The 13830-nt window shown below is 46.9% G+C and carries 10 protein-coding genes and 2 pseudogenes; all 12 read right to left on the bottom strand.

All coding sequences use genetic code 11. The features are described from left to right. Positions 1-68: 68 nt before the first annotated feature. A pseudogene (locus tag Ga0451573_RS04865) lies at positions 69-1457 on the bottom strand (monomethylamine:corrinoid methyltransferase). 19 nt (positions 1458-1476) lie between these two features. Further along, the gene (locus Ga0451573_RS04860; RefSeq protein ID WP_231682763.1) at positions 1477-2124 is read right to left on the bottom strand and encodes a corrinoid protein; all 648 of its coding nucleotides are present in this window, start codon (positions 2122-2124) and stop codon (positions 1477-1479) included. Between the two features lie 247 nt (positions 2125-2371). Further along, positions 2372-2635 carry a hypothetical protein gene (locus Ga0451573_RS04855; protein WP_231682762.1) on the bottom strand — a complete coding sequence of 88 codons (264 nt, stop codon included), beginning with the start codon at positions 2633-2635 and terminating at the stop codon, positions 2372-2374. Further along, the gene (locus Ga0451573_RS04850) at positions 2619-3278 is read right to left on the bottom strand and encodes a hypothetical protein (RefSeq protein ID WP_231682761.1); all 660 of its coding nucleotides are present in this window, start codon (positions 3276-3278) and stop codon (positions 2619-2621) included. The genes Ga0451573_RS04855 and Ga0451573_RS04850 overlap by 17 nt, the downstream gene beginning before the upstream one ends. Further along, the gene (locus tag Ga0451573_RS04845) at positions 3279-4670 is read right to left on the bottom strand and encodes an APC family permease (protein ID WP_231682760.1); all 1392 of its coding nucleotides are present in this window, start codon (positions 4668-4670) and stop codon (positions 3279-3281) included. It lies immediately after the preceding gene. Beyond that, positions 4670-4840, bottom strand: coding sequence for a hypothetical protein (locus tag Ga0451573_RS04840; RefSeq protein WP_231682759.1), 171 nt, complete (start codon positions 4838-4840; stop codon positions 4670-4672). Before Ga0451573_RS04840 ends, Ga0451573_RS04845 begins: the two co-directional genes overlap by 1 nt. Next, on the bottom strand, positions 4837-5430 hold the full coding sequence (locus tag Ga0451573_RS04835; protein WP_231682758.1) for a hypothetical protein: 594 nt from the start codon (positions 5428-5430) through the stop codon (positions 4837-4839). The genes Ga0451573_RS04840 and Ga0451573_RS04835 overlap by 4 nt, the downstream gene beginning before the upstream one ends. Positions 5431-5530: 100 nt before the next feature. After that, a pseudogene (locus Ga0451573_RS04830) lies at positions 5531-6919 on the bottom strand (monomethylamine:corrinoid methyltransferase). A gap of 19 nt (positions 6920-6938) precedes the next feature. Next, positions 6939-7586, bottom strand: coding sequence for a corrinoid protein (locus Ga0451573_RS04825; protein ID WP_231682757.1), 648 nt, complete (start codon positions 7584-7586; stop codon positions 6939-6941). A 360-nt stretch (positions 7587-7946) separates the two neighbouring features. Next, on the bottom strand, positions 7947-9572 hold the full coding sequence (locus tag Ga0451573_RS04820) for a methylamine methyltransferase corrinoid protein reductive activase (RefSeq protein ID WP_231682756.1): 1626 nt from the start codon (positions 9570-9572) through the stop codon (positions 7947-7949). Between the two features lie 165 nt (positions 9573-9737). Then, positions 9738-12989 (bottom strand): S-layer homology domain-containing protein, encoded by a 3252-nt coding sequence (locus tag Ga0451573_RS04815; protein WP_231682755.1) that lies wholly within the window; start codon positions 12987-12989, stop codon positions 9738-9740. A gap of 180 nt (positions 12990-13169) precedes the next feature. Continuing rightward, positions 13170-13595, bottom strand: a complete 426-nt coding sequence (locus tag Ga0451573_RS04810) for an EamA family transporter (protein WP_231682754.1) — start codon at positions 13593-13595, stop codon at positions 13170-13172. Positions 13596-13830 lie beyond the last annotated feature (235 nt).

The following is a 13830-nucleotide window of genomic DNA, read 5'->3' as shown; positions in this document are numbered from 1 at the left end:
AAAGCCGAACGGACACATCACAGTATCCCTGCGCCGCAGGCTGCCTGCCCCATCAGTCAGATGTTACCTTACTTCTTCCAGTAATCGAGCCCTAATTCGGTAAGGATTTTAACTGCCTCATCATAGATATCCAGGTATTCCTGGGTCGGGACAAGGCGGACAACATCGTAACACTCCTGGAACGGCTTGCCTTTAGGCGCCGTTTTATAGTCTTTTTCATACATGGCAACTAATTTGTCAAGGATCGCATTAATCTTATCAGTCTCCATACCAGCCACAGCCCTGGCGGCCTCGGCCATCATCCGGGCTTCCATACCGGTGGTATAGTTGGTAGCAACCCCCTTGGCAGAGGCTACGCCTGACAGTATTTCCCGCCCGCTGGCCGTATCTGTAATGGCTTGGGCTGCTGTCTCCAGCAGGCACATTACCGTACACGGTCCGGCGATGGTGTAATACTGGTTACCCAGCATCAAATTGGTATTGGCCTCAATCGCCATGGCACAGTGGCCTGCCACCGCCAGAGCCTCTCTGGCTGTAGTAATGCCCCAGCGCACATGAATCGGACCATCCAGGTGCCAGGTTGCCTGGGTCATGATAAAGGCATTCAGAGTTGTGGCCACATCTACTATCGTGGTCTCTTCCAGCCCTCCGGCATAACCCCCGTAAATAGGCATCTGTTCACACATGATAACATCTCCGGCCAGTACATAATGAGCAGTAAAGGCTAACGCACCTACGTCAATCTTCAGCTCATTTAGCTGGGATACCTCATGGCTGTCAGAAGCCCGCATTCCGCCCGGGAAATCAGCAGCGATTACACCGGCAGCGGATAATGATGTCTCGTTCCCCTACAATGCCATCCCGGGGCGGCCTGCTCTTGCCTGGGCGGCCCGGATTAACATGGCTTCAGACTTAACGGCTGCTATCTCCCACGGACTTCCCGGTGTGGGGTCATGTCCGTTGATAGTTTGCAGCACTCCGTCAACTATTGTGTTTACCAGTGGTTCTGTAGCATATGACTGGTGCAGTGCCATAAACATGTCCTCTGAAACCGGCGCCCCGGTTGGTCCCCCCTGAATTATAGGAGGACGGGAATCCTGGTAGCTCCGGGTTTCCATTATCACTGCATCCTTGCCTTCCCCGAGCACAACACGGCTCGGCGCTGCATTTACAGATGTCAGTATTTCTTCTTCGGTGTATTTTATGACACGCCCGGTATCCATACAGTAAATACCGCATTCAACCAGCATTTCCAAACCAGCCTTGAACAGGTTGTCAATCATTGCCTTATCAGTAGGCACGATGACTTTTTTGTCCATTTTTATGCCATACTTCTCTTTTAATCTGCTGGCTGTTTGGGGAATAATCTTATAATCCCAGTCGTTCTCATTAACTTTCTTCCCGGTTTTAGCCCGGTCGAAAACATCAAAAACCGTTACTTTCTTTGCGAGAGCCATACTTTACCTCCTTTCTCCTTTATGCCATCAGTTCCTTAGCTTTGCTAATAGCTTCAGCTGCATTGTCCCCATAAGCGTCGGCACCAATCTGGTCTACCCACTCCTGGGATACCGGAGCCCCGCCGAACATGCACTTGATCTTGTCACGGTAGCCTTCTTCCTCAAGGACCTTGATGATATCTCGCTGTGAAGGCATAGTTGTGGTCATCAGGGCTGAACCTGTGATAATGTCCACTCCCTCTTCGATTGCCTTGCGGACAACCTCATCCACCGGTACATCCCGGCCTAAATCAATTACCTCAAAACCACTGGCAATTAGCATTATCTTCACGATGTTCTTGCCGATATCGTGAATATCACCCTCAACAGTGTGGCAGATTACCTTTCCGGCCTTGGTCTTGTTACGCTCTGCTTCCAGCATATCTGCAGTTAAAATAGCTACTCCTTTTTCAAAGGCCTCTGCAGCCACAAGTATTTGTGGTACATACAGTTCACCTTCATCAAAAAGATCACTGATGGTATTCATACCCTGGGAGAGACCGTTTTGAATGGCATCCATGGCCTCTATCCCTGCTGCTTTTGCCTCCTTGGCTGCCGCTTCGGCCATACCTGTGTCCAGCTTCTCAATTGAATCCTTCAGTTTGTTCAGAATATCCTGTTTGCTCATTCTAACAATTCACCTCCTCATTATTTATTTAATATAAGAATTCAAACCCTGACCAAATTTATATGCAAAATTAATGCCAACTTTAAAAATCGCGTTAATTCCGGGGCTTGATCGTTTTCAGTCCTATTTCCCAACACCTTTTTGATTCTGTATAGAATCAAAAATGCCGAAATTATAAGCCAACTCAATATTTTAAAGCAAGGGTTATCCCAGTCCGGTGTTGATTCCATTTGGAATCTTAAAAGAATCAAACACTTTTGAGCTTAGCCAACCGGTGTACTTCCACTACAGACAGCGCCCAAATGGCAAAAGCGCCTGCAAATCTGCCTATGAGAGAGATATCCATACCTGACAGGCGATAGGTTACAAACCCGAAAAAGCCCATGAAAAATAGCATTTGCAGAGCCCGCATTGGTCTTCCCAATAAAACATAACCAGACCCCGGAATCACCAGAGCGGCAAAAATCGGAAACCAGAATGGCACTTTTCTATTATTAACAAGCACTTTCAATTTTAGCAACCTCCCTGCGCAGTTCAAATAATAACTGAACGGTTCTGCTTAAATTCTCATCTTTTAAAACCAGAGCGGGGAATTTCATTGCTCGCAAGACAAAGTAATAACCCTTTTCTCCATGTGCCAGCAACAAGGTCAATCTGATATATTTTTTTTGCATCAAAATTTCGGAACAATTGTCAATTTTAGAGAGAATATTCACCAAATTATTCAAATTCTCGGGTTCTAACTTGGGTTCCTCAGGTAAACATATTTCAAAACCTGGATTGTCTTGCCCCAGAAAAGTCCTGGATTTTTCAAACTCCGCGGGTGGAAAAAGGTGGGCTCGTTCATTGATACTGACTACCCGGCATAATTTATCATTATCAACTGCCAGGTAAATTTTTAAATATAATCGAGGCAGGCCCCGGTAGCATAAATTATCCCCCAGAGGCACTATCTTAATTCTTAAATCATGATATAAACCTTCAAGAGACGGCAGTAACCCCCTGTTTTCACTGAAACTGGCCTGTTTCATATGTGGCAGTATTTCCCGGTAAAATACTTCCTCTTTTTTTCTGATCTCTTGCAGGGAGCGCATAAGGTAATATGCACTCCCCAATGTCAAGAGAACCAGCATCCCGCCAGATAAGTAGGTCATTTAGTACCCTTTAGGGCGAGGCCAGTGGGCTTTTATCAGCGTATGGGGGTTAACAAATTTATATCTGTGGAAAACAAACCATAATGAACAAATAATATAGAACATAAACGCTGCCAGAAGGTTAATCCAGTATCCCAGGAAGGTTGCTACCAAAACCAGGATAGCAAGGATTAAGAGAAAAATTGACGGGAAGGGATGCCAGGGGGAGGTATAGCCTCTTTCAATAGTCCCCAGTGGGTACATTTGCCTGAACTTCAACCCCATATAACCCATCAGTACATATATTATTGTTCCTGAAATAATGGAAAAAGTAATAACCTGGTCCAGAAGCCCTGTAAAACCGAAGCTAATGGCAATAGGAGCCAGGAAGACAATGGCACGGTACGGTGTATGGTACTTGGGATGAACTGCGCCAAACCATTGCGGTATCAGCGTATCCCTGGCCATTGAAAACCAGCCCCGGGAAGAATCATTGATACATCCATTGGCGCTTGCGAGACATGATAAAATGGTCCCAACAAACAATGCCCAGATAACAAACGAGTAGTTAGTTGCCAAGGCAGCATCGTACAGGGGATAAACTGAACTTCCGAGGGTCTCCCATTGCACCAGACCCGAGCAGACAAACCATGTAATAGTAGCGCCAACCAGCAGGGAAACCATACCTATCATGGCGCCGACAGGCAGAGACCGACCGGTGGAACGGCACTCCTCAGCAGTGAGGGCGGTTCCCTCAATACCCAGGTAGAACCAAATCCCGAACTGCAAGGCGCCCAGGATTCCAAGCCATCCATAAGGCAAGCCGCTCATCAAGTCAGGGAAATTAATCATACTGTTAGGAGACCAGAATTGAGTGGAAAATAGCAGAATAAATATCGTCACATAAGCAATTGCCGTGATGATAAAGTTAACTGTTAAGGTGGCATAAACACCGCGGTAATTCAAAGCTGTCAGAATCGCCAGCCCTAATATAATCCAGGGCAGAGGCTGCAGCTCCGGGTTCAGGCTGTTCATCAGCGCACCTACCACCAGCGAGTCTGCCGCTTCCAGCATAGTATATTCAAATACAATCATTACCCCGACATTAAATGCAGCCAGGGGACCCATCAGGTATTTGGCCATAGCATACTGACCGCCGGCCTCCGGGATAACTGACCCTATTTCTGTGTTGACCATAATCAGGGAAACATACAGGAGTCCTATCAGCCAGCAGGCTATAATGGAACCCAGGGTACCGCCTTTGGCAACCGTAAAGTTCCATCCCATAAACTCCCCTACAAGAACTATACCGACACCCAGAGCCCATATATGCATCGGCCCCAGCACCTTGACCAGGCGGGCTCCGGTTTCATTTTCTTCCCTTACAGCGACATTAACGGATTCAGCGCTCATTAACCCTGCCCCCCTTCCCCGGAAATGTCCAGTTCCTCTTCTGAATAGGTTCCCAGCAGAACATCTTCACTGTAATTCTTGTTAGTTGCCAGAAAATCCTTAAAAAGCCAGAAATAAATCAGAGCAGATACAGCCCAGGCAGCATAATTCATCAAACTCCAGATGCTCATTTGTTTTCCCCCTTCTTTCCGTATACATTGTCAATCAGGGTTTTAAGTTCCTTTTCGGAATGTGTCAGGAGAAAATATCCGAAAACCACACCGGCAACAAGACAGAGGACAAGGCTTCCCCAGGTAAAGGAATAATCCATTCCGCCGCCGCCACCGCCGCCTACCAGAACCTTTCCGCGAAGCAGGATGGGTATCAGGAGACAAATGTAGCAAAGAACCAGTATAAAGAGGACATCAAAGAGCATTACCAGATTCCACTTGGTGCCTCCTGCAGCCTTCATTTTTTCCTGGTAATATATATCCTCTGTATAGAGCTCAGTCTTTTTCTTCTTCAGGTGACCTGACAAAGCCGCCATAGCCACAGTATTAAAAGCTCCAACCATGATACCGGCTGCCAGGGCAACCATCTTGACAGTTGGGTCAGCAACGGCCATTACCTGAAGATAAACAGCCCCTAATATAATCCACATAAAAACCATCCAGAAAACCAGCATTTTTCTGTCACCATGAAACATCTTATCAATGCGCGTTTCGCTTATTTTTATCTGTTCCTGTGTCTGGCGCGGTTCAATAGGATTGTCTATTGACATCAGGTTCCCTCCTTTAATCATAAATTGCGTTCGGGGCAATTTAATGTTTAATTAAGTCCCGGTCTGTGCTCGAACAGACCGGGACTTTTTCTATATGTTTTTACTTCTTCCAGTAATCGAGCCCTAATTCGGTAAGGATTTTAACTGCCTCATCATAGATATCCAGGTATTCCTGGGTCGGGACAAGGCGGACAACATCGTAACACTCCTGGAACGGCTTGCCTTTAGGCGCCGTTTTATAGTCTTTTTCATACATGGCAACTAATTTGTCAAGGATCGCATTAATCTTATCAGTCTCCATACCAGCCACAGCCCTGGCGGCCTCGGCCATCATCCGGGCTTCCATACCGGTGGTATAGTTGGTAGCAACCCCCTTGGCAGAGGCTACGCCTGACAGTATTTCCCGCCCGCTGGCCGTATCTGTAATGGCTTGGGCTGCTGTCTCCAGCAGGCACATTACCGTACACGGTCCGGCGATGGTGTAATACTGGTTACCCAGCATCAAATTGGTATTGGCCTCAATCGCCATGGCACAGTGGCCTGCCACCGCCAGAGCCTCTCTGGCTGTAGTAATGCCCCAGCGCACATGAATCGGACCATCCAGGTGCCAGGTTGCCTGGGTCATGATAAAGGCATTCAGAGTTGTGGCCACATCTACTATCGTGGTCTCTTCCAGCCCTCCGGCATAACCCCCGTAAATAGGCATCTGTTCACACATGATAACATCTCCGGCCAGTACATAATGAGCAGTAAAGGCTAACGCACCTACGTCAATCTTCAGCTCATTTAGCTGGGATACCTCATGGCTGTCAGAAGCCCGCATTCCGCCCGGGAAATCAGCAGCGATTACACCGGCAGCGGATAATGATGTCTCGTTCCCCTACAATGCCATCCCGGGGCGGCCTGCTCTTGCCTGGGCGGCCCGGATTAACATGGCTTCAGACTTAACGGCTGCTATCTCCCACGGACTTCCCGGTGTGGGGTCATGTCCGTTGATAGTTTGCAGCACTCCGTCAACTATTGTGTTTACCAGTGGTTCTGTAGCATATGACTGGTGCAGTGCCATAAACATGTCCTCTGAAACCGGCGCCCCGGTTGGTCCCCCCTGAATTATAGGAGGACGGGAATCCTGGTAGCTCCGGGTTTCCATTATCACTGCATCCTTGCCTTCCCCGAGCACAACACGGCTCGGCGCTGCATTTACAGATGTCAGTATTTCTTCTTCGGTGTATTTTATGACACGCCCGGTATCCATACAGTAAATACCGCATTCAACCAGCATTTCCAAACCAGCCTTGAACAGGTTGTCAATCATTGCCTTATCAGTAGGCACGATGACTTTTTTGTCCATTTTTATGCCATACTTCTCTTTTAATCTGCTGGCTGTTTGGGGAATAATCTTATAATCCCAGTCGTTCTCATTAACTTTCTTCCCGGTTTTAGCCCGGTCGAAAACATCAAAAACCGTTACTTTCTTTGCGAGAGCCATACTTTACCTCCTTTCTCCTTTATGCCATCAGTTCCTTAGCTTTGCTAATAGCTTCAGCTGCATTGTCCCCATAAGCGTCGGCACCAATCTGGTCTACCCACTCCTGGGATACCGGAGCCCCGCCGAACATGCACTTGATCTTGTCACGGTAGCCTTCTTCCTCAAGGACCTTGATGATATCTCGCTGTGAAGGCATAGTTGTGGTCATCAGGGCTGAACCTGTGATAATGTCCACTCCCTCTTCGATTGCCTTGCGGACAACCTCATCCACCGGTACATCCCGGCCTAAATCAATTACCTCAAAACCACTGGCAATTAGCATTATCTTCACGATGTTCTTGCCGATATCGTGAATATCACCCTCAACAGTGTGGCAGATTACCTTTCCGGCCTTGGTCTTGTTACGCTCTGCTTCCAGCATATCTGCAGTTAAAATAGCTACTCCTTTTTCAAAGGCCTCTGCAGCCACAAGTATTTGTGGTACATACAGTTCACCTTCATCAAAAAGATCACTGATGGTATTCATACCCTGGGAGAGACCGTTTTGAATGGCATCCATGGCCTCTATCCCTGCTGCTTTTGCCTCCTTGGCTGCCGCTTCGGCCATACCTGTGTCCAGCTTCTCAATTGAATCCTTCAGTTTGTTCAGAATATCCTCTCTGCTCATTACTGAAATTCACCTCCTTCCGTTCATATTGATATTTACTTGCAAAAACAATGCCAACTTTTTAAAAACGATAAACGTTACCGTTTTTTATACTACACTTGTAGTTTTTTTGTTGCCAGGGCTTGATTATATTCAAATGCGAGGTTTATTTAAATAGTTTTAGCAGCAGACTATTTTAGCTGTTTTGATTACAAATGGAATTGCCCCATTTGTCCATTGTGGCTTCAAAGCCTCTGCACTCCTTTTATTATCAGGCCATTCCAAACGTAATCAAGTGATAACCGATTAAACAGGGAAAAGGCATTGATTCTTTTTGGAATCAATGCCTTTTTTGAAATAGCAGCCGATAATGAAATATAATTACTCCGCAAATGGAATTAAGGAAAACTTAAATACCTTTTCCGGGCATTGACTTTCACAGCGTTTACAGGCCGTTCCATTGCACCGGTCAGGCCGAATGGATATGACAAAATCATCTGCTTCAGGTATTGAAAGGGCCTTCTCGGGACAATTTTTGATACAGATGCCGCACCCCGTACAGCCGGGAAATTTCACCGTACTTGGATAACCTACAGTCTCAATATATGACACCCCACGATATCCCAGGTCCGGGATATCCCGTTCATAAAGCCTGATTACTTCTGCGCTTAAATTAGGAGGAATTAGTTCTGTCAGCCCATACATTTTGCTAAACTGATGATACATATCCCATGGCATTCCTTCACCCCAGAGGGAGAGCTCAAGCAGATAGGACTTGGAAAAGACCTGAGAATCAGCGAACATGCAGTGATTTGCCCTTAACTGCTGTGCCAGTTCCTGCAGCATCAGATGCTGCTCAGGGTCAATTACAATATCCCTCGCCATCGCCAGTGAAGTGTTGCCTATCTGGTAAATCTTGCTGGCACCCGGAGGTATCAGCCCAATTTGCAGGGCTTTCAAAGCATTTACATAAGTACCTGATGCCCCGGCCATATAGGCAGTCTGAATTTCACCCAATTCAATTCCGGCTTCCATGGCCAGAGTCACAAATCCCGCCCTTATTGCTCCAATAGCCTTGCCGGCCTCAGTTATATCATGTTCACTAAAGGACACATGCCGGCCCAGGTGCAGCCTGTTATCTGCAGTCTTGATTTTGGGAAGCCCGATGAGCTGTGCTTTCATGCCCTCATAAAGGACGGCGATAACTCCGGTACCCGTAATTCCATCTGCATTTGCCAGTCCTTTTTCAAGAATACCCGGTCTGGTTAAATCCACCAAATCCCCCGGTACGCTGGTCATATCATCATTAAGCACATAACACCTGAAACCGTTTTTTTCCGGTTGAATGTCATGAACAGCGCCGGGAGCAGCCAGCATGCCATACTGAATGTGCTGCCCTTCCAAAGCCGGACCGGCAGCACAGGAACCGGTAATGATCTTGTCACCGACCTTCAGGGCCATTTCGGCATTGGTCCCATAATCAGTTACCAGCGTAATATCACTATTTGTCAGCAAATCCGACTTTACCATCATCGCCAGAGCATCAGCGCCAATTTCGTGTTTCACTGCCGCCGGAATATAGATTTCCACATCAGCCGGCAAAGCCAAACCCCTGATATCTCTTGCTGCCAGCTTTTTGGCATCCCTATTGGGAGATACAATCCCCAGCTTTTTTCTTTTACGCTCACCCGCATAAGCCAGGTCCCTTATTTCTATCTCCTCAAACAAGGAGAGCTGAATGGGATTACCGCAAACTGCCAGCCGCCTGATGTCATTACAAGGTACATTAAGAGTCTCAATAATTTGATTTATTGTGGCAATAATAATACTGTGGGCCACATCCAAACCCATATCAACAGCAAAATTCAGGTGATCCATAACATTGGCCCCGGGCAGCGGATGCCGTGCCGTTAATACAGTACCGATAATCTCAGCTTTTGCCAGGTCGACAGCCTGCCCCCTGAAGCCGCTGGTGCCTAAATCCAGTGCAATTCCAATCTGGCTCACAAAAATGCCCCCCTTTAAGTGAATTAGTGCATAGTATTTTTAATGCAAGATTAATGCCAAATCCAGCAGTTCAGGTGAATTTCATTAAAATAAAAAAACCACCACAGATAATCCATGGCGGTTTTATAACTAAGTCCAGACTTTTTTTATGTCATAGTACTGACATCAATAGGCCTGAGACGGCACCTGTTGGAAATAACTGCCGCTGTATAATCTGTCATATCTATAGGTGTACATGTGGTCATCATCTTCCTGGAACCCCTGGGCTTTGGCAGCCTCCCGGGGGTCAGGCAGGTCATAAAGGTCTGTGGTGACACTGAATTTCACCTTGCCCAGGTCACCCCAATAGAGATGGGCGAAGTCTTCCATTAGTACCGAATCCCCGTTTACGCTAAAAGGATACGGTTTCCCTATATATTCCTTCAGGTAAATCCGGACCGTCAGCTTCTCACCAGGCTGTATTATGGGGATTGGCTGCCCTCTCACCGGCTCATATACCGGATAGTAAATGGGATACCCATTATGTCCCCTGCTCAGTCCGTAGAGAAAATGAACCACATACTGTAAGGCATCAGCATACTGCTGCTCTTGCGGCCAATGGCTGAAAACCTCATGGTCCAAAGTGACATTCTCTGTCCATTCCCATTCGGCATCTATATTGAAACTGCCCGGTAAGGACGGCTCGTCATAGGAGTTGCTCAACTCTATATCCATATAGGCCGGCCGGTAAAGATAGTCAGGATGATTCTTTAAGAATGGGGAGTCAATAGGATTTGGGCTAGCCGAATTAGTGGCAGCAGAAAGCTGGCTGCCCACCCCCGCAGCTGTATCTTTCACCATTTGGGTGGTTATCTCAGTGGCAGGAATGCCGGCTTCGGTCAGGGCAACTTGCGCCATATAGTCCAGACTCATATTGGCAAGCTGGTCAAAATTCGGCAGGGAGGGGGGGATCCCCATAGCTGCCAGCCCTGTATTTACCAGGGCTTCGAGGGCGACCCTCAGTCCGGCCCGCCAATTATCGGGAATAAGGGGAAAATTAGCCGCGACAAAACTTATCAGGCCTGATTTTAGGCTGGCATAGGCATTACTCACCCAGTTGGTAATATCTTTAAAAACATTTATTATTGAACTGAAGAAGTCTGCAATGCTGTCCCAAAGCTCTCCCCACCAGGATTTGTCTCCTTCATTATTAACGATGGTAACTTTAGTGCCCTGCTTAAGGACGGTGGGAATAATTTCATTCTCATACTTCGTCGGGGTAATTGACGGGTCACCTAATAAGTAATGATAATACGGATACAGAATCTGTCCGGTCTGTACGTTTTTAAACTTACATTTAATTTCATTCCACCGGGGGGTCCGGTAGACTGTGTATTTGTTTAGCCACTGGGGGTTTTCCCACTGTACCGGCTGATAATGAAGCACTTTCACTGTCGGGATATATGACTTTACATTGACATCCTGGGGAATGTACCACTTGACGGCGTTGGGATAGCCATATTTGACCGTAATAGTCTCCGAAAAGGCAACCTCTTCACTCCCCGGAATATTTGAAGGTTTAACTGCAGCTGCCCGTACATAATAGGAAATGTATTCATCAGGCTTCATAGCCGCTTTGGCCGGGCCAAACTGGCTGAACTTGATGGGAACCGCATTGTCAAACGTCGGTTCAAGCTTAACCGGGAGGTTCCCATAGGACTTGTTGTACACCAACCCACTGGGGGATTTCCAATCAACCGTGCTGCCGGTAAAAGGCTGGGCAGCTACCTGAACCACCACCCTGGTAGCAGCCTTATCAAAACCATGGAATAAAAACCAGTAATCAGATGTATATTCGCAGTTGTAGTAGCGGGGGCTGCTTTCATGAACCAGCAGGTTGGGGAATTCCCCACTGTAACCATTGTTATCAGGTCCGCCTCCCTGGGGAACTCCTTCCCGGCGCGGGGCCCAGAGTTCAAAGGAAGCATTCACTTTCTGCGCAGCAGTCGAAGCTGTCAGCGGTTTTCCATAGAGAACCTGAAGCCCCTCTCCGGGATCACCGATGCAGTTCCCGGTCCCGTCGACAGGGATGGCCCGGACATAATATTTTTTCTGAGTTTTGGGGATTTCCCGGTAGGTTGAGGTGATATTCCAGACCAACTGCCCTGCCGGCTTCAACTGCCATAGGCTCCCTGATAGCTGTCCTGAGGCAATGGAACCAAAGTCAACTACAAATTCTCCTGCAGAGGGTGAAACCTCACCTGAAGCCACCAGCCCACGGGGAGACTTCCAGTTGTCCCTGAAGCCTGTGAAGGGTGTCTTGGATACCTGCCAGACTACCTTGACAGCCTGGGCGTTTTTCAGGTTAAATGCAAACCAGCGCTTTTTGTCCCCGTCTCTGTCTATTAAAGCAGCACACTGGGCTTTGGTATATACGGGGCCGTTAGGTCTGGGAACCAGCCACCCCGCCGGTATCACCGGCGATAAGACGGGCTGTATCCCAGATGATGAACCGGGCTGTATTTCCAGATTTGGCTGGATTAACTGAATTGGTTTCAGGTCATCATTCACTAAATTCAGAGCGGCTGCACGGACTAAACGGTCCGTATCGGCACTCGCGGCAGCCGATGGCCGTTTGGCAGGTTTACCGGCTTCGGTAGCCACAAAAAGCTCGACTCGTGAGTCATATCTGGGGAAGGCTATCCGGTTACCTAAATCCAAATTAGTAAACTTTTCTCTTTCCGTCAGCTTTTTGAGATCTGCCTGCCCAACAAGAACAGTGGCATCAAGCTCATCTACCCGGAAAGCCTCATATGTCCTTTTAACCAGGGTAATAGCCTGCTCCCTGGTGGTATTGCTCAAAGGGTCTATTTTATTGCTGCCCACACCGTTCATGATATTGTTTTTATAAGAAAACTTCATGGCATCAATCGCCCATGAGGCAATCATCTTTTGATCACTGAAGGGAAAATCATTACCGGGAGTTTTATCCAGCCCGGGTACCGCCACATCGAGAGCCCGAAAAATCATGACACAGATTTCCTGTCTGGTGATGTTCCAGCCAGGTGAAAACTTTCCGACTCCGGTGCCTTTGACGATTCCCAGCTGATAAGCCTTGATTATTTCTGGGTCTGCAGTGTCTGAAAATGGACTGCTGCCTGCTGCTGCCGTCTTCCCGCTGAGTTTTTCATAAAGCTTGACTACAATTGTGCAAAACTCCTGGCGGGTAATAGGTCTTTTAAAATCCTTCATAATGTCGGGATATGTCAGTCCATAATCATATGCCTGCTGAAGATGCGGTACGGCCCAGGAGCTGGCGCTGCTGTCAATTTCCACCAGTGCTGAAGCATTGCCACTCATTCCAAAGCCTGCTGTGATATTGATCAGGACAGCGATAATCAATACCCCGCTGATAAACCCGATTCTGCTCTTGACCATTATTTTTTCCCTCCTTTTTTTTAACAGGCTGTCAAAAATTAATCTGCTGTAGTTAGATTATAACTGCAATCACATTTTATTACCACAACATTCCAGATAAATTCCCAAAATAAGATACCACCTGCTTATTCACAGGTGGTTCAAAAAACAGGGGGTTTTTTATAATATCTCATTTTTTTATTACCTGTTGATCATAACCAGCCCAAAGATACAAAGAACCGCCCCAAATATTTTATTAGCTCCAAACCCTTCATGATAAAACAATACCCCCACCGGAATAAGCATTAATGCCAGGAGGATATTTGCCACCAGTGACCCCACACTTATGTTCCACCCGGCCCGGTAAGCCATTAGATACCCAATTTCAAGGCCTACTACTGCAATACCAAGGGTTATACTCGTCCAGTTCAGCTCCTTAACCGACTCCATAATTCCTTTATCGGTTTTGGAAAACAAAAATATCACCCCGGTTAAGGCTGCCGCGGTCAGGTAAGTAACCAGAAGCGCCGCAAAAGGATTGACCCTATCAGGAGTTGATTTCTGACATATATTGTAGATCACATTTGAGGCTACTATGAGTATAATTGAGAAAACATACATGAACATATATTGTTACCTCCAATGAAATTTCGGGTTACATTACCAGTGAAGTTTTTGGTGATGGACACCGTTCTTTTTATCATAACCCAATAGGGAACAAATCTCCAGTAGAATTTTTAGTTTAACAAAACATGTGGGGCAGTGAGCAAAGAATCTGACGAATGTGATTAACCTCACTGTTTTTTTATCATTTAGGTTTTATAATAACCTTAGATTTAAAAAGATTCAAAGTGAGGTTGAT

This window comes from Phosphitispora fastidiosa, from assembly GCF_019008365.1.
GTDB classification, from domain to species: Bacteria; Bacillota; Thermincolia; order Thermincolales; family UBA2595; genus Phosphitispora; species Phosphitispora fastidiosa.
This window is presented reverse-complemented; position numbering and strand designations above follow the sequence as displayed.

Excerpts from the sequence above, each read along its gene's own strand:
- Ga0451573_RS04860 (WP_231682763.1), bottom strand. The coding sequence starts at position 2,124 with ATGAGCAAACAGGATATTCTGAACAAACTGAAGGATTCAATTGAGAAG.
- Ga0451573_RS04850 (WP_231682761.1), bottom strand. The coding sequence starts at position 3,278 with ATGACCTACTTATCTGGCGGGATGCTGGTTCTCTTGACATTGGGGAGT.
- Ga0451573_RS04845 (WP_231682760.1), bottom strand. The coding sequence starts at position 4,670 with ATGAGCGCTGAATCCGTTAATGTCGCTGTAAGGGAAGAAAATGAAACC.
- Ga0451573_RS04840 (WP_231682759.1), bottom strand. The coding sequence starts at position 4,840 with ATGAGCATCTGGAGTTTGATGAATTATGCTGCCTGGGCTGTATCTGCT.
- Ga0451573_RS04835 (WP_231682758.1), bottom strand. The coding sequence starts at position 5,430 with ATGTCAATAGACAATCCTATTGAACCGCGCCAGACACAGGAACAGATA.
- Ga0451573_RS04825 (WP_231682757.1), bottom strand. The coding sequence starts at position 7,586 with ATGAGCAGAGAGGATATTCTGAACAAACTGAAGGATTCAATTGAGAAG.
- Ga0451573_RS04815 (WP_231682755.1), bottom strand. The coding sequence starts at position 12,989 with ATGGTCAAGAGCAGAATCGGGTTTATCAGCGGGGTATTGATTATCGCT.
- Ga0451573_RS04810 (WP_231682754.1), bottom strand. The coding sequence starts at position 13,595 with ATGTTCATGTATGTTTTCTCAATTATACTCATAGTAGCCTCAAATGTG.